The sequence below is a fragment of the Alkalihalobacillus sp. AL-G genome (assembly GCF_030643805.1).
Lineage (GTDB): Bacteria > Bacillota > Bacilli > Bacillales > Fictibacillaceae > Pseudalkalibacillus.
In genome coordinates this window covers 1,247,652-1,268,780 of sequence record NZ_CP094656.1, presented here as the reverse complement: position 1 = coordinate 1,268,780, position 21,129 = coordinate 1,247,652, and the positions used below count along the sequence as shown (strand labels likewise).

19 protein-coding genes and 3 pseudogenes are annotated in these 21,129 nt (G+C 37.7%); 5 read left to right on the top strand and 17 right to left on the bottom strand.

What is annotated here, in order from left to right:
• Positions 1–136: 136 nt before the first annotated feature.
• Entirely contained in the window at positions 137–2,254 is a 2,118-nt protein-coding gene (locus MOJ78_RS06500) for a sigma-54 interaction domain-containing protein (RefSeq protein WP_304980382.1), read from the bottom strand.
• Positions 2,255–2,615: 361 nt separating this feature from the next.
• On the opposite strand from MOJ78_RS06500, the gene MOJ78_RS06495 reads away from it, so the two are divergent.
• Positions 2,616–2,924, top strand: coding sequence for an ArsR/SmtB family transcription factor (locus MOJ78_RS06495; protein WP_304981195.1), 309 nt, complete (start codon positions 2,616–2,618; stop codon positions 2,922–2,924).
• A 222-nt stretch (positions 2,925–3,146) separates the two neighbouring features.
• On the opposite strand, the gene MOJ78_RS06490 is transcribed toward MOJ78_RS06495, so the two are convergent.
• From MOJ78_RS06490 to MOJ78_RS06465, 7 genes and pseudogenes are all read right to left on the bottom strand, one after another.
• Positions 3,147–3,701 carry a suppressor of fused domain protein gene (locus MOJ78_RS06490; RefSeq protein ID WP_304980381.1) on the bottom strand — a complete coding sequence of 185 codons (555 nt, stop codon included), beginning with the start codon at positions 3,699–3,701 and terminating at the stop codon, positions 3,147–3,149.
• A gap of 6 nt (positions 3,702–3,707) precedes the next feature.
• On the bottom strand, positions 3,708–3,992 hold the full coding sequence (locus tag MOJ78_RS20890; protein ID WP_370529808.1) for a GH-E family nuclease: 285 nt from the start codon (positions 3,990–3,992) through the stop codon (positions 3,708–3,710).
• Positions 3,993–4,092: 100 nt separating this feature from the next.
• Positions 4,093–5,328, bottom strand: coding sequence for an IS110 family RNA-guided transposase (locus MOJ78_RS06485; RefSeq protein WP_304980380.1), 1,236 nt, complete (start codon positions 5,326–5,328; stop codon positions 4,093–4,095).
• A 146-nt stretch (positions 5,329–5,474) separates the two neighbouring features.
• Positions 5,475–6,249: pseudogene (locus tag MOJ78_RS06480) on the bottom strand (recombinase family protein).
• 635 nt (positions 6,250–6,884) lie between these two features.
• On the bottom strand, positions 6,885–7,127 hold the full coding sequence (locus MOJ78_RS06475; RefSeq protein WP_304980379.1) for a hypothetical protein: 243 nt from the start codon (positions 7,125–7,127) through the stop codon (positions 6,885–6,887).
• Positions 7,124–12,052 (bottom strand): glycohydrolase toxin TNT-related protein, encoded by a 4,929-nt coding sequence (locus tag MOJ78_RS06470; protein WP_304980378.1) that lies wholly within the window; start codon positions 12,050–12,052, stop codon positions 7,124–7,126. Before MOJ78_RS06470 ends, MOJ78_RS06475 begins: the two co-directional genes overlap by 4 nt.
• A 506-nt stretch (positions 12,053–12,558) precedes the next feature.
• Entirely contained in the window at positions 12,559–12,726 is a 168-nt protein-coding gene (locus tag MOJ78_RS06465) for a hypothetical protein (protein WP_304980377.1), read from the bottom strand.
• Positions 12,727–12,877: 151 nt separating this feature from the next.
• On the opposite strand from MOJ78_RS06465, the pseudogene MOJ78_RS06460 reads away from it, so the two are divergent.
• Positions 12,878–13,051 (top strand): annotated as a pseudogene (locus MOJ78_RS06460) (YozQ family protein); the annotation flags it as partial.
• Positions 13,052–13,541: 490 nt separating this feature from the next.
• Here the strand turns inward: MOJ78_RS06460 and MOJ78_RS06455 are convergent.
• From MOJ78_RS06455 to MOJ78_RS06425, 7 genes are all read right to left on the bottom strand, one after another.
• Positions 13,542–13,694, bottom strand: a complete 153-nt coding sequence (locus MOJ78_RS06455) for a hypothetical protein (RefSeq protein WP_304980376.1) — start codon at positions 13,692–13,694, stop codon at positions 13,542–13,544.
• 59 nt (positions 13,695–13,753) lie between these two features.
• Complete coding sequence (locus tag MOJ78_RS06450; RefSeq protein WP_304980375.1) at positions 13,754–14,650, bottom strand: hypothetical protein; 897 nt, start codon at positions 14,648–14,650, stop codon at positions 13,754–13,756.
• A 32-nt stretch (positions 14,651–14,682) separates the two neighbouring features.
• Positions 14,683–15,639, bottom strand: coding sequence for a coiled-coil domain-containing protein (locus tag MOJ78_RS06445; protein WP_304980374.1), 957 nt, complete (start codon positions 15,637–15,639; stop codon positions 14,683–14,685).
• Entirely contained in the window at positions 15,632–16,501 is an 870-nt protein-coding gene (locus MOJ78_RS06440; protein ID WP_304980373.1) for a cell division protein FtsX, read from the bottom strand. Before MOJ78_RS06440 ends, MOJ78_RS06445 begins: the two co-directional genes overlap by 8 nt.
• Entirely contained in the window at positions 16,488–17,144 is a 657-nt protein-coding gene (locus tag MOJ78_RS06435; RefSeq protein ID WP_304980372.1) for a cell division ATP-binding protein FtsE, read from the bottom strand. The genes MOJ78_RS06440 and MOJ78_RS06435 overlap by 14 nt, the downstream gene beginning before the upstream one ends.
• A 59-nt stretch (positions 17,145–17,203) precedes the next feature.
• A complete protein-coding gene (locus tag MOJ78_RS06430) occupies positions 17,204–17,779 on the bottom strand; it encodes a DeoR family transcriptional regulator (RefSeq protein ID WP_304980371.1) in 576 nt (191 codons plus the stop codon).
• Positions 17,780–18,074: 295 nt separating this feature from the next.
• Positions 18,075–19,025 carry an ATP-dependent DNA ligase gene (locus tag MOJ78_RS06425; RefSeq protein ID WP_304980370.1) on the bottom strand — a complete coding sequence of 317 codons (951 nt, stop codon included), beginning with the start codon at positions 19,023–19,025 and terminating at the stop codon, positions 18,075–18,077.
• Positions 19,026–19,101: 76 nt separating this feature from the next.
• Here MOJ78_RS06425 and ligD point away from each other — a divergent pair, with 76 nt between their 5' ends.
• Both ligD and MOJ78_RS06415 read left to right on the top strand, forming a co-directional pair.
• Positions 19,102–19,992 carry a non-homologous end-joining DNA ligase gene (gene ligD, locus MOJ78_RS06420; protein WP_304980369.1) on the top strand — a complete coding sequence of 297 codons (891 nt, stop codon included), beginning with the start codon at positions 19,102–19,104 and terminating at the stop codon, positions 19,990–19,992.
• A 115-nt stretch (positions 19,993–20,107) separates the two neighbouring features.
• A complete protein-coding gene (locus MOJ78_RS06415) occupies positions 20,108–20,347 on the top strand; it encodes a hypothetical protein (protein ID WP_304980368.1) in 240 nt (79 codons plus the stop codon).
• 38 nt (positions 20,348–20,385) lie between these two features.
• Here the strand turns inward: MOJ78_RS06415 and MOJ78_RS06410 are convergent, their stop codons facing one another.
• Positions 20,386–20,553 (bottom strand): hypothetical protein, encoded by a 168-nt coding sequence (locus MOJ78_RS06410; protein WP_304980367.1) that lies wholly within the window; start codon positions 20,551–20,553, stop codon positions 20,386–20,388.
• A gap of 147 nt (positions 20,554–20,700) precedes the next feature.
• On the opposite strand from MOJ78_RS06410, the pseudogene MOJ78_RS06405 reads away from it, so the two are divergent.
• Positions 20,701–20,874, top strand: a pseudogene (locus MOJ78_RS06405) (YozQ family protein); the annotation flags it as partial.
• A gap of 63 nt (positions 20,875–20,937) precedes the next feature.
• Here the strand turns inward: MOJ78_RS06405 and MOJ78_RS06400 are convergent.
• Entirely contained in the window at positions 20,938–21,123 is a 186-nt protein-coding gene (locus MOJ78_RS06400; protein ID WP_304980366.1) for a hypothetical protein, read from the bottom strand.
• Positions 21,124–21,129: the final 6 nt, after the last annotated feature.

Below are 21,129 nucleotides of genomic sequence, written 5' to 3'. Positions count from 1 at the left end.
AGAAAGGGCTCGCCCAAAACGAAGAATAACTTCAAATTTGGGTGAGCCCATATACTATGACATGAATTTTATTGGTCTCTCGTGTTATTTCGATTTTTCTCGTATAACTCTTATTTTTGGCGTATAACATAAATGTTTAGCGAGGGACTGTCGGGTTTTGGTTCAGTGCTTTTGATTTTTCCCTATGATTATTATCAATAAACTTGAGAAGTTCTGATCCTTTGGAAGTAATCTGACTTCCATTCCGCCCTCTTTTTATGTGAATCAGTTCGGATTGACGTAACAGCTGTTGGCGATAGCGAAGCTGCTGTTCAGATAACTGCACACCACTACGATCCAAAAACTCGATCATCGAATGTCGTCCGGATGATCCTTCATTATGCAAATAACGTAGAATGGACATTACTTCCGTTAGAAATCCTTTTTCCTTATACTGTTCGATGATTTCATCAAACTGTAAATTACTTTCCGCTATCATACCGATACTTCGAGTTTGAGATGAATAACAGGGGAGTTGTTCTTTGTACACCATATCATCGCAAATGTTCGCAAGGTATTCTGCCACGTTCCTCAATTCCCGAATGTTTCCTGGCCAATCATAGAGTAAAATTTCTTTAAGCGCTGCTTCAGAGATTTGGTAAGGGGGACGATTGAGCCTTTTATTGAATTCTTCAGCGAAAATGTCCAACAATAACGGAATATCCTCGACCCGCTCTCGTAAAGGTGTCAATTTAAGCGGAAGTACATTCAATCGATAGAATAAATCCTCGCGAAACTGGCCTTCTTGAATCAGTTTTTTCAAGTTTTTATTCGTTGCGGCAATAACTCGGACATCTAACGGAATGATTCGGTCACCCCCGACCCTCATAATTTGTTTCTCTTGCAGCACCCGAAGTAGCCTGTTTTGAATCGCTGGTGATGCATCCCCGATCTCATCCAGAAATAGGGTCCCTTTGTGCGCCTGCTCAAACAAGCCGACATGCCCGCCTTTTCGTGCTCCGGTAAATGCCCCGCTTTCATAACCGAATAATTCACTTTCGAGCAGAGTTTCTGATATAGCAGCAAAGTTGACGCCGACAAAAGGCTGATTTTTTCGAGGTGAAGCATTATGTATCGCCTGCGCAAGCACCTCTTTACCTGTACCTGTTTCCCCAAGAATCAAGATCGTAGAATCACTTGCAGCCAAGCGACCGGCAATCTTCACCGTCTCCTGGATTTGCGGACTTTTCGTTTTTACATCTTCAAACGTATATTTAGCCATGAAGTTTTTATTTTTTGCTTTATGCCGAAAGTCATGCTCGATCTTCTGGATTTCATCCACCTTTCGGAAAACGATCAACGAACCGAAATACTGTTTATCAACGACAATATTCCTTTTACGCATGTAAAACGTAATCCCGTCAATCTCTTTAAAGTGATCGATGTCCACCTCCAATCCCCTGAACATCGTCAATAAAGAATCATTCAATAGATTGTCCAACCTGTTCCCTTGAATGGAATCCTTGTTCAGATGAAGCAGTTCAATAGCTTTATTGTTCACTGCACGGATGATTTCCTCTTGTGAAAATAACAAAACCCCATCATCAATATTATGGACAATCGATTCCAAGCTCGTCTGCAGTAACTTAGAATTGAAAATTTCGTCACTTAACTCATCTGTAATCTGAACAAGAGACTGCATATATCGTGCAGTCAAATGATTAAATGAAAACGTCATGATCTTAAACCGATAAAAGATTTCGATGATTGTAGAGATATCGATCAACCGGGATCCAATATTGATCACTTTTTTTATCTGTTGCGGAACAAATTGAGTTTCACCAGGAGTGACCGCTACTGTAATCTCTTTGGAGGCGGTTGCTCCGGGATAATAAGGCTGTAATTGCAAATGAATCCCTGTCTCTTCTAACAACTTAACCGTTTCCTCAGCAGAATTTTTCAAGTCACTTACAAGTAACACTTTCATCCCTTTTGGAACTTCAAGAATCTGCCGGATTTTCGAATAATTAATCGTCCTTTTCGCAATGATATAAGGTATTTGTTCATGTAAGTAAGGCTTGATCATTTTGTAGACGATATCACTTGAAATCAAAACGAGCGAACATTTTTTGACCGTAGAATGATAGATTTCATCAATAGTCCGAGCTTCAATATCGAAGTAATCGTTCAATCCTATGTCATTCAATTGCTCAACCATTGGCTTAAGTGTACTTTCCCTATATGCAACAACTAAGATCGAGCCATGGTTTTTCATGAAATCTCCCTTTCCATATCAACTTTATTACCATTTTGAGGTGAGCATACACTATGGGATGCATCGAATCAATCCGTACTCCCAAGGATTCACCAAAAACATTCGAAAGGTTTGTTAAAAGATTCGACAAAGTTCTGCAAATCCCTTTATACTACCAAATCAACACTAGTCTATTATCTTTGAAAAACGTATTTGAAGTCGCCAAAATATGATTATTTGGGGGTTCTTATCAAGCCGTTCATGAGATCCAAATTTAACATGCAGTTAAAAGGTTGCATATAATTGTGACAGTGATAGATGTTCGATTGTTGGTGACAATAACGGTTCAAACCTATGAAGGAGGTCATAACAGGTTGATAAGATTTTTAAAGCCCTTGCTGACTCAAACAGAAGAAAACTCCTTGATCAACTTTTCAAGAAAAATGGCCAAACATTAAACGAATTGTGCAGCCATCTTGAAATGACTCGTCAATCGGTGACCAAACACCTGGTCATATTGGAAGAAGCGAATTTAATCGTCGTTGAATGGCAAGGACGAAACAAACTGCATTACCTGAATGTCGCCCCAATCGGAGAAATCTACGATCGATGGATTGGGAAATATGAAAAACACCGGGTCCAAGCATTGCAAGAACTTAAAAATCGTTTAGAGGAGGAGAACGATGACTAACCATTGATTCATTTATGTAACGTACATAGAAACGACACCAGAAAAACTTTGGGACGCCTTGACGGTCGTTATATTTAAATGTCACTGCAACCAATCTCGTAATTCTGCATACCGTCATGAGTTTTTGATTCAAAATGAAGGTTCTATTTCGTTATTTTCGCCAATGAAAAACCTTGAAAGGCTACAGCCAATCAAGGTTTTTCATACTTATCGAATAATACTTTAACGTTTAAAATCAACTAGGTCAGGATCAATTTCCACTAGTCTATTTTCAAATTCATCCCACCCATTTTCTTTAATAAATTTTGCTTCATCGAATGTAATTGGAAATAACCATGTTTGAATGATTGGTAAATCACCATCTACTTTAAAAGTCTGGAAAGTTTCAGGGAAATATACAGGGATTGATGAATATAACGCTTCTAAGCTAGATTGTTCAAACATCTTTCCATATGGACCTATTACATCTCCCCTTAAATAAGCAACTTTATTATTTATTGCTTGTAATCCTACTTGTTGTAGAATTCCAGGAATATTCTTATCTCCAAAATTAGAGTACGAAACAAATATTAACTCCTGTCTAATTTCTTTCTTTGAAGTGGGAGAAACTAGTTTCTGTTTGCTTAAACCTAAAGTTGAATAAGTTACAGTTCCAGAAAACGGTCCCCTTTTATACTTTACAATTTGGAAAGGAAGTATATTGTCTTCAGAGTCTTTATTCCATCCATATTCAATTTCACCTAGATGACTTTCTGAAAAACCGATATAATTATCCATTAATTTTTAACCCCTCCTATTTCCTCCACGTATATTACAATTAGGACATTCAAGTCGTGTCCCTTGTTGATAGTTATCTAAAACATCTTTTCGTGTAACGTTAGCAGGAAATTCCCTACTTGTCCATGCAGGAGTATGATCTATGTGCCAATCTCTTTTTTCACCTGAGAAAGGTTCTACTTTAACTTCCTTTTTACAAGTTGGACAAAGTTTTCCGCCATTAGGTCCGGGCTCTGCATTATCCCAAGCATCCTGAACAGTGTTTTTTCTAAATGAACCACGATTAGTGATTTCACCTTTCTGGTTTGTCCCCTTAAGTACATCATTTACCGTACCCTATGTTGTAATCTTAAAAGCTATAAATAAAAAAGTCAGCCATTTTACCACCCTATTAAACTACTTCTTTCTCGTGCATTATCGGTAATTTATAGGCTGTTTTATGCTTCATCATGCCATAAACAATGTTCACAAGCCTTCTCATTATACAAACCAATGCTTGTCCCTTTGTTTTACCTTCTTTTAGTTTCTTTTGGTAGTAAGCATGAAACACCGGGTTTCGTGGCAGTTTACTTCCTTTTGCTACTTGCACTTGTTGCACTGCCAAGTTGTAAAATAAGGCGTGTAGCGCCCGATTGCCTTGTTTGCTTTTTTGTTCCTTGCCTTTACCACCGGAACCAAAGTAAACCGGCGCAATCCCCGCAAATCGTGCTAATTTGTTGGCATTCGGAAAACGTCTTACATCCCCAATCTCGGCAATTAAGGCAGATGCTGTTACGAGGTCAATGCCTGGCATGGAGTCTAGTTGAAAGTCTAGTAATCTCATTAACTCTTTTAATTCTCGTTCCACATAACTCATTTCCTGCTTTTTAAACGAAATGTCTCGGACAATGCTTCTTACTAGAAAGTCTCGTGCATCTTGATGTTCTTTCAATGTATGTCCATCCTCTTTTACGTGGTGCAAAACCTCATTTACTTTTTTCACTGAACAAGTATTATTACTAACTTTTAATAAAAAAGTGGTCAATTGTTTTAATCCAACACCTTCTAAACCAGAGGGAGAAGGGTATCGTTCCCAAAACGGCAAAGCTGTTTTTCCATCCACCTCTGAGAAAAACTTCTTATAGCTTGGATAATGGTGGCTTAATTGAATATGCAGTTGGTTCTTTAAAGCGCCTTGAACTTTTACCAGTGCGTTTCTCCTTGAAACCAATTGTTGGATTGACCAAAATAAATCATGTGGTTTCGCATCTGGCAACCGGTCAAGTTTGTTCAGTAATATTCGTGCTACACATTCTGCATCCCAGCTGTCACTTTTTTGGGTCGTCATATAGCTTTTTCGTTCTGCGTAAGACAAAGCAGGATTCACTTCTTTGACAACCTGTCCGTGATCCGCTAAATACTTTGCCAATGCTCGACCGTAACCCCCTACATCTTCTAAACCAAATACAGGGGTCAACCCATCTTTCATCAGTTTCTCAATATCCAATAAAAAAGTTGAGAAGACAGACGGTTTATTTTCAAACTTTATTTCCCCTAACTTCTCTTGCCAACAATTAATAATCACTGCCACATGGTGCTGTTTATGCAAGTCCACTCCAACATACAAGTATTTCTGTTTTTCATGCATTTTCTCATCCCCTATTCAATTAAAATGAAAATGCCGGCAACCTTAGTTCGAGCGTTCACCTTCGGTGCGCATGGTACGAAAGCCTATCCATTTTCAACCTTACAGAAGAACTTATAAGAAAATGAGTCCCTTTTTTAAGTAACCTCTTAAATTATTGCTTCATGTTTTCCATTTGCCTGTATTTGTCCGTATGTATAAATTCCTTGATAAAAGCTTTCTCGGTCTAAAATGCGTTTCACTTGTACTTTCGTAAATGCTTTACCTTGTGTTGTTTTATGTCCTTCCTCATTTAATGCTTCTGCCAACCTAGACAGTGACCATTTTCTATGTAACTGTTTAAGCTCAAACAACCGTTTAACTACTTCTGCATGATTGTTATGTATCTTTAGTTCCTTTTCACCCTTTTGTTTCATGTAGCCAAATGTTGCCCTTCCTCCTGCATAACCACCTTCCTTCGCTTTCTTGTTTCTCCCCTTCGTTACTTTGAGGGCAATTTCAAGCCTTTGATATTGGTCTAATAACTCCATTAAGCCATTCACCCAAAAGTCGTTTGGGTCTTTTTTGTGGATACTGTAAGATGGTTGTTCAATGCTTTTAATATCACAGCCGTATTTCTTCAGCTCTCGTTGAATCAGCACTTTTACAATATCCGACCGCCATAATCGACTTGTGTTCAGTACCACCACATAGTCTACTTGGACAGACGAAAGGTGAGCCAACATCTCTTGTAAGCCCACCCTGTCTATTTCCAATGCTTCTTCATTCAATTTTGCACCACTGATTCCTTCATCTCTAAAAATATGTATCAGTTAAAGCCATGTTCTTCACAATATGCTTTAATTTCATCTTCTTGATATTTCAAACTGTATCCATCTCTAGCTTGCCTTGAGTCGAGACTCGTATATACCCGACAACGTTCAATTTCTCACCCTCCCGTTACATAAATTGTAATTTTCGTAACGCTTTTTTAACGAATAGCGAGTATTATACAACCGTCTCTAGGAAAAATACAACACAAAATTTAAGAGCCATGGCAATAAAAGAACTCTCTTTCACGTTTCCCATTGTTTATCGTCACGAGCTTGTACGATTTCGTGTTTTTGTTAAAATTGCCATGTCATAACTACCCCTGCCACGTAAAACGTCATCTCGCCCAATTCTCGTTCCTGTCACGCAATTAAAGTATTTAAACAAAACTCCATGATGGCACACCTTCATGGAGTCTCATTTCTCAAACAAATCATTTTCGTTTTGTCCCACTCAACAATCCTTATTTCTTTTTGTTTACTTGCCTTATGTGAGTGTATGTTACCACATTTAGCATTACGAGCTTTGTCATTCTCGTGTGCAAATATAAATCGAGTAGTTAGTGTGGCAGTTTTACTTTTTAGTCACTGCAACCAATCTCGTAAGCCTGCTTTCCATCATGAGATTTTGATTCAAGCTGATTTAATCCTAAAGATGTTTAAATCACAAAAAACCTTGAAAGGCATATAGCCATTCAAGGTTTCCTAAATTTATACTCATTTTTAATATTAGGTTTAATAGAAATTTAATTATAGAAAATCCATTTGTTTCATTAATTTTGTGAATGAGATATAGAAAAAATTACAGGCTTCATTTTCTGACTGGAATTTTTTCAAATCAGTTTTATTGCCTCTTTCACTATAATAAACCTCCCATTTGCCTTTGTTATAACCTATACAATACGCTTCATTGGGTAATCCACCATCTAGGCTATAAAAATTTTGTGGTATTTTCATTGTATTTAGCTTTTCTTGTAATTCAATTAGAGTCACTTTTTTCTCACCTCTCTTATACTGCCATTATCTAATAAATCCTGAACTGTATTATTTAATTTAATCTGCATTCCCCCTCCTGGTTGTTCAAACCAAGGGGCTATAATACTTCCTTCTCCTCTAACAGGTTTAGCTACTTCGAACTTCTTATATGGCATAAGTTCCGTTCCTGGCTTTAATGATCTCATTTCATATGGAGTTCCGATAGGAGAAACATATGAACCACTGTTTAAACCATATCTATCGAATTGATAACCTGGTTGCAAAACAACTTTTTTCTCAGTACCAACTACTGACCCATTATTAGGAGGCCATATAGATTTACCTGTACCCTTAGTTCCCTTTTTGACAAAACTCAACTTGTTTAATTTTCTGAAGTTATTGAAACCGAACATGCTGCCCAGGGCATTGTCTTTCACTGATTTCCCGAGGTTAAATTCGTTACCGGTGATTTTTGCGATTGCGTAATCCTGACCGATACCAACGATTGATCGGACAGCCCAACCGATAAGAAATGGATTTTCTCCTGTCGGATCCGTCAGGTTGGTTGGATTGTTATAAGCATAAGCATATTGATTCAGTGATCTTGGATCTTTGATGAATCCTGAGAATGGATCTTTGCTTATAAACCTTCCTGTGTTCGGGTCATAATAACGAGCACGAAGATAGAATAATCCGGTGTCCTCATCCCATTGTTCTCCAGTAAAGGTCCTTGTGTTACCGGTATCTCCCGTTAGTCCTCTTATCCCCCCGAAGATATCATAGTCATAAGTCGAGACCACGGTTCCATCTGCATCAGCGATGGCAATGACACTGCCGAGAGCATCATAAAGGTGGTATTCATACACTTCACCTGTTTCAGTTATTCTTACAACTGTTTCATCATTGTACTTTGCCACAACCTGATTTTCCGAATCTAACTCTGCTAATAATTGTGGAACAGATGTCGTGTAATCATAAATATATCGAGTACTTACACCATTGACAATCTTTTCAGTACGGTTTCCGTCTCCATCATAGATGTATGTTGTCGTGCTTGCAGGACTTTTCACTTCGGTTAAACGGTTATCAAAATCAAAGGTATAATCAATATCGCCTTTTTGTTTTAGATTGCCGTTAACATCAAAAACATAGTTGATGTCACTTTCTAGAGGATTCTGTATGGAAGACAAACGGCCTGCTTCATCATAAATATAAGCGAGATGTTGCTCCCCGGTAATCATGTCGGTACGATTACCAACTGAATCATAAGAATAATGCACTTCACTTCCATCTTCATAGATGACCTTTGTCACTTGCTCTAGTGGATCATAAGAAAATTGGCGAGTTCTTCCTTGTTCGTCCGTTTCTGAAATCCTATTACCAACTGAGTTATATTGATACTTACGCTGAGAAACTATACTTTCTTGGTTCGCATAAGACGCTTCTGTTACTTTTCCGACATTGTTATATAAAAAGCTTGCTTGCAAGTTATTAGGTAAAGTAATGGATTCTTTCAAGCCACGGTTATTATAACTTACTTTTTTTGTTTTCCCATTCCAATCCGTTACTTCTATTAATCGATTATTTTCATCATATTTATAAGTTACAGCAGTATTGTCGGGATAAGTTAATGAATCAATGTTTCCGGCAGAATCATACGTATATTTGACAGATACACTTCCAGGATAACTAATTTCAGTCAACTGATTCTTTTTATCATAATAAAATCTCGTTTCTCCGGACTGATCCTGCATGAGAGTACGGTTACCCGCATTGTCATAATCATAGATTATAGTACTACTATCAGGATAAGCGGTTGTTGTAAGTCTATCAAGTTGATCGTACTGGTACGTTACCGTAGCACCTGCTGCATCGGTTTTAGATATAAGATTTCCAACACTATCGTAACCATACGAAGTAACATTGGTTAGAGGATCTGTAACTTTGACTACTCTTCCTAGCTCGTCATATTCAAATGTTTTCGTCTGCTGAAGGGGGTCGGTGATAGAAGAAAGGTTGCCAACTGGATCATATTCATATTCGGTCCTATCTCCATTTTCGTTTACAACCGCAAATAACTCATTTAACGCATTGTACTCATAACTTACAGTCGAACCATCACTTTTTATAACAGATGTTTGATTGCCTACTTGATCATACGTGTAAGAAATGGTGTTATTATCCGGGAATATCACTGAAGTTTTTTGATTTAGTTCGTCGTATTGATACGATGTTACATTATTTTCCTCGTCTTTAAATGATAATAGATTTCCAACACCGTCGTAGGTATAATGAACGGAATTACCTTTTGCATCAATCTCCTGTCCTATACGATTTACAGCATCATAAGCATATTGTGTGATGAAGCCCCTCGCATCAATCTTTTTAATTAAATTGTTTCTATCATCATACTCAAACGAAGTTGTATTCCCACTAGAATCTGTTACAGATAAAACATTACCGACACCGTCATACTGCATTGTCGGACCATTGCCATTTTCATCCAGAGAAGAAATGACATTACCTTTTTTATCAAGGATATACTCTTCTTTCGTTCCATCTGGATTAATGGTTGCGATTAATCGATCTTCACCATCATATACATACTCTTTCACCCTGTTTAACTTGTCAGTTTCAAAACGCAGCTTACCATTTGCATTATATTCGTACGTATGAGTGTTTCCTTTAGCATCCGTCTCAGTTAATTTGTTGCCATTGAAATCATACGTGTATGATGTAATATGACCTAATGGGTCTTTAATATAGGTTAAATTGTTATCCTCATCATACCGATATTCCGTAGTACCACCTAAGGCGTTTGTTTCAAGATTCACACGCCCAGCTCCATCATATACATAAGTGGTACTGTATCCTCTAGGGTCAACGCTCTCTGATAATAGACCACTCGTATAATTGTATAGCGTTATTCTTCCTTTGGGATCGGTTTCCTTTATTAGTAGCCCATCATCGTTATAGTCATAGATAGTTTTATGCCCAATTTGGTTTGTCTCACTTGAAAGATTATTGTCTTCATTATAGGTATACGTTACTGTTTCATTCAAAGCGTTCGAAATCGATAACTTATTATTTTGTTCATCATAAGTCATCGTCGTTACATTTCCTGCGGGATCGGTCTCTGTCAGCACGTTCCCTCGTTCGTCATACGTAAATGTGGTCGTATGACCATTCTCATCTGTTTCTTTTAATAAATTCCCTTCCAGATCATACTCGAATGTTTTAGTGTATCCCTCTTGATCTTCGGTTTTAACCAGTCGTAATAATCTATCGTGATAAAGTACCTTCGTATTCCCCAATCTATCTGTCACTTTAGTGATGGAATATCCCGGCTTTGAAATTTCATCATATTCGAAGTAGGACAGCTGATTACCACTTCTACTATCGTCTTGTCTGATCACACGACCTTCATCATCATAGACATTCTCAAGAAATAAATTGCTGTTAGGGTCAGTGGCCGTTAAGACTTGTCCAAGTTCATTATAAGTAAACCTCCATGTATCTCCTTTTGGTGATGTAAAACTATTAAGTACACCATTTTCATAAATAAAAGAGACCATCCGATTGGCTGAATCAGTAACTGACTCTAGTAATCCATCACTGTTATATTGAAAATTGATCGCTTTAGAAGATATCGGCTCTTCTACCTTGGTAAGAGTGTTGTCAACGTTGTAGTTTAAAGTTAAATGTTGACCTTTCCCATTATGTATCTCTATGAGCTGTCCATTTGAATTAAATATATACTTCTTTTGATCCTTCCTGGTTAACGTATACTGACCAGTGGTATTCTTGATTAATACATCATACTTTGCTGTATTATCACTAGAGGTAAATGTTTGGTCACCATTATCTTGGTAAATATTTTTCCTATTTGCCGACCAGTGTACAATCACTTCATTATTTTGTTCTTCCAAATACGTTTCAAAATTATGTTCCCATGCGATACCTAAAGACCCGTTATTGAGTAATAATGAGTTATATTGCATTTTAAACTCAATAGGTATTGCACCATTAATTGATAACAAGTCATAACTAAAAACTTGTGCTCCTGAAGCAGTATCTACTGGATCTGCAATGAAGGAAGCAATGTCCCTTACAGTCGTATCGATCCGTGAAAGGGATTCGGATCCTTCTAATCCTGAGATTGGTGCATACAAATTATCGTAATGATCTTTTACAAGATTACTAGCCTCTTTAAATCCATATGTATTATAGTAGCTGAATGTCACACTTCCTGAAGAAGTCTCTTTGACGTTAGAATGATCATCCAAGTACACAAATGGCGCTGAGTCTACCGTAGAAACTGTAATCTGTCCAGGGACTGAATCATCAATTGTGAAATCCGAATTCGAACTTAAAATAAATAAGTCACTATCATCTAGGGCTAGTTTATAAGTAAAAGATTGATTTTTGGCATAATCATCAAAAAATGAAAAAATCCCTTGCCATTCTACAACAGTTCCATCATAGCTGTTATAATTTGGATGCGGATTGAATTCATAGTAAGGAACGAGTGTCGTAAAATCCATACCCTCCCAATATTTGTCACCTAACGCTCTAGCCACTTCTCCTGTGTCAGCCCAACGAATAATGACATTATAATATTCTCTTTGTTCAATAGGCGTAATGTTTTTCCTTGGAATAGCTATAATTTCATAGGTAAGCGCTCTTCCTAAATCCGATGGTTCAAAACTTAGATGAAAGTCTTTAACATACCCAGATGGTGAAACAACTCTAGCATATGAATAACCATATCCATATTTACTGAAGGTGTGAGTGGAAGATCCTGCTGCTATCCAATCCTCCGACCTTTCTGAATTAGGTCTCACATCATCAAAATATAAAGTATTCGCATTAACAACCTCAAAATTAACGAAGATCATCCCAATTAACATTAAGGTAAACAACAAACATTTTCTAAAATTCATGTCCTTCCACCCCTTGAACTAGGCATTCTTTACTTTGAAAAACAATTGATGTAAATAGTGCTTTCTACAAACTGAACAATTTAATAATTTTCTTTTTATCAACAGGAAATTTATCACTAAACCAGCATACTATTAAATTTACAATCTTTAAATAATTTAGTTAATATTTTACTAATACAGATAAATATCCCTAGTTTTATTTCACTATTTATTAATACGATCAATTACTAATTTACTAAATAAAGGCAATGACACATCCTCCATACTTCTATCTTTATAACTACTGAAGGAAGATTTGGACAACTTAGTTGATATATTCTCAAAAGTTGGGTTATTCGGTCGTTATATTATATCTTGAGGGGTAGCTTTTAGTGGTTTCCGACTGTATTCTTTACTCTGATTATATTTTCTACCTCTGGTGGTCAGCAGCTAGTACAACAGTGTCAACAACAACTAGGACAATAACCGTAATAATTCCCTGCTAAAAAAGGCAGGGGATTTTTGTATCACTCATATATTTCATCTGCATTTTCATATCGTATTTTTTCTGAATGCGTAGCCTTCTGTTCGTGTAAGGTTTCATTTTTCACATTTTTAAAATCAGATTCCTTGTCGATACCAGCAACCGGTTTGTAATCATCGGGGCGGTCTTTTCCAATCACATTCTTATCCATGGTATTCACCTCCTCGTCGCTAACATTGTTTCCTCAATTGCTGACAATATGTAAATAGACACGAATCAACCCTTTGTTAGTTACATGTTACATGCAGAAAGAAACATACTAATCGATAAGGAAGGAGGAATAGGCAATGGAACATAAAAGAAATCACACGAATAATGATGACAGTAATAAGGGCGCGGAAAAATACTTTGAACCATCTGATTACCAGGGTAAATCACAATTGGAAAAAGGGTTGGCGGAAACCCATGAACAGGTTGGAGATGACTATTTCGAGGGTACGGTTGACCAGATGATTAGGACGAAAGAACAACCTTAATTCGAAGTAAAAAAGTCGACTCCTTCATCTTAAGGAAACCGACTTTTTCCAATCCAATCTTTAAGGTTTTTTATCCTAATCTTTCTTATCATTATCTTTTCTTTGCAACTCATCAATTCCTTTTAGACCGTCGTAATCCACGGATATTTCCCGTGCAAATTCATCGGGAATCAACCCTTCATTTGTAAGCCCTCTTGGAGGTAGAATCGATCTCTTGGGCTATCGTTTTTTGGCAAGTCATTATCACGTCTTTCAAACATCCAATCCCTCCTTTCTTTACACCTTTAAGTTTCAGGTATTCAAATGAAATTATGAGAGGGGAAATTTGTTATCAACCAAAAAGACACATCTCATTTTAATAAAATTGCGCCATTATTGAAGTATGAATGGTTGACTAATAATTATTGAAGAAACGTGACATTTCGACTGCAAAGTCACCACGGGTTACGTTTGTTGTTGGATGAATGACGAATGTATGGTCGGCTCTGTGTCATATCGTCCTTGTGTTAAACTTGCCGGTTTCATCTGAAAGCATCACACCATCGTGTTCATATTCTCCCTTCGATGTCACACCTTGAGCTAATACTGCTCCAATTGCAGCATCATCAGTCGTCTGCTCAACTTCACAGTCTCCTGTACCCATCACTAAATATGTTGCGAGCTCACTGCGTATTCAATAATTCAAGTTTAGCTCTAAATGTTTTATTTTTTCTTTTTAACGAATAACCATATCATTATGCCCAGAAGGATAGCACCACCGATAAGTGGGACAATCGGAAGGGAAGTTTCCTCACTTGTAGTGCCGGATTGGGCTTCGCCTGCATCCTCTCTATGCTCCGTACTATTGCTGTTTTGGTCTTCATTCTCATTATCAAGAAATTGTCCTTTTTCTAATTTGACAATTTGAAGCACTTCTTCATCGCCATGTCCCATCAGCCATGAATCTTTTACCTTCTTTCCTTCCCACTGGGAAAGGTCTGTAGGTCCATATAACATCTTAGGATGGGGGCTCACTTTATACTCTTGACCATCTATCGTGAAATGAAAAACTTTTGTAACGTCTTCCCCTCTACCCTCTTTTTCCATTTTTACTTTTTCAATGTTGCCGTTTGGTCCTTGCTCTGCATGACTCATATCAAATAGTGTCTTCCCGTTTACTTTCGTATTGAAAAATTCTCCCATAAACAAAGCAAATTCTTCTCTTGTCAATGTACGGTCAGGATTGCTTACTGCCGCATGTCCGTTAAAATAAGCCTGATTGACATCGGCATAGGTCGCATTTCCATCTAGAGAATCAACAATCCCATTTTTGAGAGCTGTTTTTTCAATGTCTTCTCTTTTTGCATCTTCAGCGGCAGCTCCTTTAAAAGAAGAAGCCCAGAATGCTAAATCTTTATTTGTCAGTTTTTCGTTAGGCTTATACAACTTTACCCCGTGTTCATATGGAATAACATCTAATCCACGCAAATAAACAATTTCTTCTTTAGCCTTGGAAAATTGGATATCATCATACAGTGTTTTCTCATTCGTTACATGTGCTGAAACAGATGAGCCTAATGCAAATGTAAATAACAATAGAAATAGGATTACTTTTTTCATGGTTTGACCTCCACATTTATAAATGATTGAAACTATTCGACTGCATTTTCTATTGGTTGGATCACAATCGCACCATTTACTTGCTCTACATAAAATGTTTCTGATTCAGGTGCTAAATGACCATAATCTATTTTCAAACCGGGAAGTTTCTTCAATAAATCATTGGACAGTTGGATCCCATTTAGAAACCCGGCTTCAAACTGCAAACTAGCTGACTTTTTTCCAATCTTAAAAATTTGTCCAATCAAAATGACATCAGCATCTTTTTTATGGTAATTGACATAAATATGATCTGAACGAAAGAAATACGTTAACTTTGCTTTTTTATTAAATAAATCATCAACGAACCTATAGGGTGAATCACTTGTTTTTCTTGTCACAAATTCTTTTATATGTTCGTTGAACAGCTTTGAATCTTTGTATAAATCATCATCAATATGAGAAGCATTTTCTTCCCAAGTAGTGACTGCGATATTTGCCATCTCTTCTGGTGTTGAATTTTTATGTGATTGAAAAAACGTTTGTCTAGCCTGTAAGTTACCCTCGATCATTTTCAACAATTCCATATGCCCCTCTAACGAGTTTTTCGCCATTTTCACAGGCATATAAGAAAGGTAAAGATCATTCAGCTCCTGTAAATCTTCTTCTAGCTTCATTTCTACGAATCTTCTGTTGGCTAGGACATCAACGATATCATTTGAACTTGTAATAAACTTCATATATGTATCCAAGCCGATAGCTCGATAGAATTGAAGCATCAAAACAGACTTTTCTGCTTTCTTGCTATACTCTTTTTCTAATTGATTGACTTCAGGCGTCAACTGTTCAATTTCTTCCCTTGTCTTTTGGATTTCTTTTTTTAATTTTTCAGTCGAACGTTGATCCTGTATTCCAGAAAGAAAGTCTTTGAATGACCCCGACACATGGGCATAAACAGTTGTAGTTAATAACAAGACGATACTTATTGTTAATAAAATCTTCTTACCCATGTTTAATCAACTTCCTTGAGGAAAGATAACTTCCTAAAAGGCCGATCAGAGCACCCGTGATAATGACTGATACCAAGGTGAGATTAATATAAAGTCGGTTGAATTCAAAAATATAGCTGAATTTCAATTGAAGTTGATATAAACCATATTGATAGATACAATAAACGACGAAACTTGCCAGAATGCTGCCAATCAGACCAAGAATCAAACCCTCAAGCAGGAACTGACCTCTGACATGTGACTCTTTTGCTCCCAGCAGCAATTTAATTCTGATATCCTTCTGACGCTGATACATCGCTAAATTTATCGCGATGCTTATCGTTAAAAAGGAGGCAAGCATAAATACTGATAAGATGATCATTCCATATTGGTTCAGCGTATTGGACCAAGAAATAACCCTCTTCGCGAAATCTTGAGCATAAATAACATCCGCAATACCATCTATATCTTTTAGTTCTTTTGCAACGAACTCTACGTTTTCTTTGTTTTTCAATTCTATAGAGATGGCATCTGGTAATTCAGTTTCTTTAAAAGCATTGAATAAGTATTCTTTACCTTTGAAAAATTGTTGCATTCGAGCCAATGCTTCTTCCTTTGTTTCAACCTTTACAGAACTGACATATTGTTTTGATTGAAGAATGCCAGCAACTCGTTCTGTACTCATATCCGTATCAACGAAGACCTTTATTTTAACTTGCGATTCTAAAAAGCCAACGACATGATCTGCACCTGTTTTTATCATGAACAAGGTACCTGTGATCGATAAAGAAATGATAATGAGTAATATCGCTGCCAATGAAGCATTGACATTCCTGCGAATACCTTCCCTTGCATCTCTTAGGTAATATTTAAGCGTGTTCATATTCTTTCACCTTACCATCGTCCATCATCAACACTCTTGCCGGGAAAGCACGAACAAGTTCATCAGAATGAGTTACAGCCAACACAGTTATACCTTCATGTTCGTTAATTTCTCTTAGCAATTTCATAATCTTTATAGCCGTTTTCGAATCCAGATTACCTGTCGGTTCGTCCGCAAGCAAAATTTTCGGACGGTTCAACAATGCTCTCGCAATAGCCACCCGCTGTTGTTCCCCACCTGACAATTGATTGGGATAGGCTTTTTCTTTACCTTTTAACCCAACCTTCTCTATAAGCTTTTTTGCTTCTGCTTGAATAATCTCTTCATTTTGTCCAAGTACTTCTCCGGCCAATGCAATATTTTCTATTACCGTTTTCCTGTCTAATAGCTCAAAAGATTGAAAGATAACCCCTATAATCCTTCTAATCATATATTTGGGGAGTGTGCGGATGGATTGATCATCTATAAAAATATCACCTTTAAAGTCTTCTAAATCACGATACAAAATTTTAAGCATCGTACTCTTTCCGGACCCTGATTCCCCTTGTAAAAAAACAAATTCACCTTTGTTTATATCCAGGTTCAGTTTTTGTATAACTGAATTCCCCTGAAATACTTTTGATAACTTTTTGATTTCGATCACGTTTATTCCTCATCTCCCTATATTAGATGGAATTTTATTTGATCTCAAAGTCTTCCAACTTATTGACAACAAGATGTTCCATTCATCTTTTCAGCAACTTTTTCCTTCGCTTCATCAAAAGTTGATATAATTCCTCCAAAACCTTTTACAAAGCCATCTGCATATTCTTTTTTTGAAAATGTTATAACTTGTGGCTGACAACAGCCAATGTCAATGGTTGTATCCATGACAAACCATGCCAGCTTTACACTAACTGCCGTATGGATAAAAAAGTCATAACAGATTGCTTGAATTACGTGATCACCTAATTGCCGATGCCTTAATAAACCACAGTGCGCACAACAAGTGGATTCGACTTGATCATTTGACAAAACAAGACGATAAGCGTACCGACCAAGTACTTCTCTGCTGCAGTATGTACACATATTCCCTGCTGAAATATCATCCGCTTTATCTTTAGCAAGTGCTAATCCACCATATGTTTTTACAACCAAGCCTTCTGTTACTAAGGCATTTATATCCCTATGTATTGTCATTTCAGAAACTCCAAGCATTTCACTTAATTCAGAGGTTTTCAGCTTTCCTTGAGATTTAATCAATTCCCTGATTTTATCGATCCTCTCTACTGGTAACATGCAACTCCCCCTTCACTGTGATTTTATGTTGTTTTATAACAAAGTATAACAACATACGGTATTAATGATATGTTATTGCTGGTACGATATCAATGAAATCTTTATGAATATTATTTGACAAAATTTAGAACGAAAGATTCCACATTAATTTGAATATCAATACCGAAAAACGTTCCCAAAACTATAAGATATTTTAGACGAAGAGGCACTTCATTCCCCGTTCAGATAACATTATGTAGGTTTATTTGCATCAGCTTTTATCCTCGTATTTAGTACAAGAGTGCCAGCTACGCTATCACCGTTTCATATCTTCTGTAAGCACACATTTTTCAGCAGGAACATCGACAAATGCCTGAATACTTGGCTGGCGGAGAAATCGGCCTTCTGTCCATTCTGCAAAATGAATTTTCGCAGTAACGGATGGCTTCACCCACATCGCATCCTTATGACGATCAACTTTATTCACAAATGGCGTTTGTTCCACTTGGATCGATTGCAACCTTTCAGTAAGCTCCCTCCAATCGCTAGCTGTCAGTTTTCCTGTCCCTGTATGACCTATGTAGATAAAGTTCCCCTTTTCATCGTAAAGCCCGATTAAAACAGCATTTACGATACCACCGCTCAATGTAAATCCGCCGATGACAGCAATAAGATCACGGATGTTCTTCACCTTCCGCCACTCATCCCTCTTTTCCCCGATGTAATACCTGCTGTCCAGCCGTTTCATGACGATCCCTTCCATTCCGTTATCCACGACGGTATCAAACAAGGCTTCACCGTCATCATGGGACCGGACAAGCTGGACATGGCTATTTGGAACAATAATATCAGTCAACAAACTGAGCCGTTCTTCAAGAGGACATTTTGTCATCCACTCCCCATTGTAAAAAAGGACATCGAAAATCATGTAGGAAATCGGCACCTGTTGCTGCAGCGATTTTACTCGGTCGAACTTCCGAATCCCGTCCCTTCTCATCACCTTATGAAAGCTCGGCTTCCCGTCCTCTCCCAATGCAATGATTTCACCGTCTAAAATGACCGATTCTGCAGAACAAAACGATTGGATATCCGTCAGTTCAGGATAATTGAAGGTTCGCTCACGTTTTTTTCGATTGAAAAGACGGGTTTCACTCCCATCGTTATAGGCCAATACGTGAACACCGTCCCATTTGACTTGCGCAATCCAATTTTCAGTAGTCGGAATCTCGGAAGCAATTTTCGGCTCCATCGGTACAATCGGTTCCATTCGGTTCACCTCTGGAATAGTTTGGTTCGTATTGCCCTAAAATATGAACACAGTCGGTAAAAACAGAGGTATCAATATGAATATTGACGGAAAAGAAATTACCATCACCCATCCTGAAAAAGTTTTATGGCCCGATGCTCATATCACCAAGCTCGATTACGTTCGCTATCTAATCGAAGTATCCGATTACATACTCCCTTATACGAAAGACAGAATGTTGATGTACTGGTTATATCCCCATGGCCTCAACCGATTGAAAGTAGAAAAACGATCTTTGCCGGCAAATGCTCCAGACTGGATTCCAAGTACATTTTATAAAGGAAAAGAACGAATCATTCTGAATGACCTGGCCACATTAGTATGGCTAGGACAATATGGAGCCCTTGAGCTCCACGTACCGTTCGATCAGTATACTCGTCCGAATCACCCGACTGATCTTGTTTTCGATCTGGACCCTTCAACGGATGATTTTGACCTCGTTTTGAAAATTGCATTGGAATTAAAAGGTGTTTTAGATGGAATGGGCTTGAAAAGCATCCCCAAGACTTCAGGGAAATCCGGCCTGCAGGTGTACGTTCCGGTTCGACCGGAATATCCGTTTGAGCAAACAAGAAAGGTCAACAAATTCATAGCCGACTATATGCTTGAAAAGCTTCCTAAAAAAATAACACTGGACCGTGTGAAAAAACGTAGAGGAAATCGATTGTATTTTGACTATCTCCAATTATGGAAAGGCCGGACAATGGCGGTCCCATACACTGTCCGTGCTACGAAACACGCCACCGTTTCGACACCCGTCACATGGCAGGAAGTGCAACATGGTTTCAAGCCAACGGATTTTACAATGGATAAGGTCATACAGCGAGTAAAAGATTACGGAGATCTATTCCGACCTGATGAGATGATGAAGAAAAGAAACAACCAACATTTAACTGAAATTGTAGATTTCATCAAATCCAGAACATGATGTTGAACAACATTTGGCAGACGAACCAAATATAACATCCGTTAATAAGGTTGAATAAAAGCATTCGGAGATAACAACAATATGACGGTACCAATCAATGAAAGGAGAGTTTCTCATGCCACAACAAATTAAGCAAACACTACAACAGATTTCGCAAATCGCTCAGCAATTGCAACAGCAAGAGCAGCAAAATGCACAACAACTTCAGCAGGCTCAACAACAAGCACAGCAACAAGGAAACGCGCAAATGGGTGCACAGCCTCAGCAAATTGCACAACGCGAACAAAATGCAGCGCAACAATTACAACAGATTCAACAGCTCGTGCAGCAGTGCCAGCAACAAATCGGACAATAACGTAATAATTCCCTGCTCAAAAGGCAGGGAATTTTTTATCACTCATATACTTCGTCGGCATTTTCGTAACGTAATTTTTCGGATTGGGTTGTTTTCTGTTCATGTCCGGTTTCGCTTTTCGCATTTTTGAAATCATATCCATTATCGATTCCAGCAAACCGTTTGTAATCGTCGGGGCGGTCTTTTCCAATCACATTCTTATCCAAGAAATTCACCTCCTCGTTGCTAACATTGTTTCCCCAAACGCAGACTATATGTAAAGACGAATTTAAACCTTTGTTTGTTACATGATACGTGGAGAAAGCAACATACTAATCGATAAGAAAGGAGGAACGGCAATGGAACCTAAAAGAAATCAAACGAATAATGATGACAATAATAAGGTCGCAGAAAAATATTTTGAACCATCTGATTACCAGGGTAAATCACAATTAGAAAAGGGGTTGGCGGAAACCCATGAACAGGTGGGAGATGACTACTTCGAGGGTACGGTTGACCAGATGATTGGATCGAAAGAAAAATCTTAATGGAAGCAAAAAAGTCGACTCCTTCATTTTAAGGAAGTCGACTTTTGCCAAGTGTTTTTAATCCTAATCGTTTTTATCATTATCTTTTCTTTGCAACTCATCGATTCCCTTTAAATCATCATAGTCCACGGATACTTCCCTTGCAAATTCATCCGGGAGCACCCCTTCATTCGTAAGACCTCTTGGAGGCAGAATCGATCGAGGGGTATTATTGCCATTCGGTAAGCCATTATCACGTCTCTCAAACATCGAATC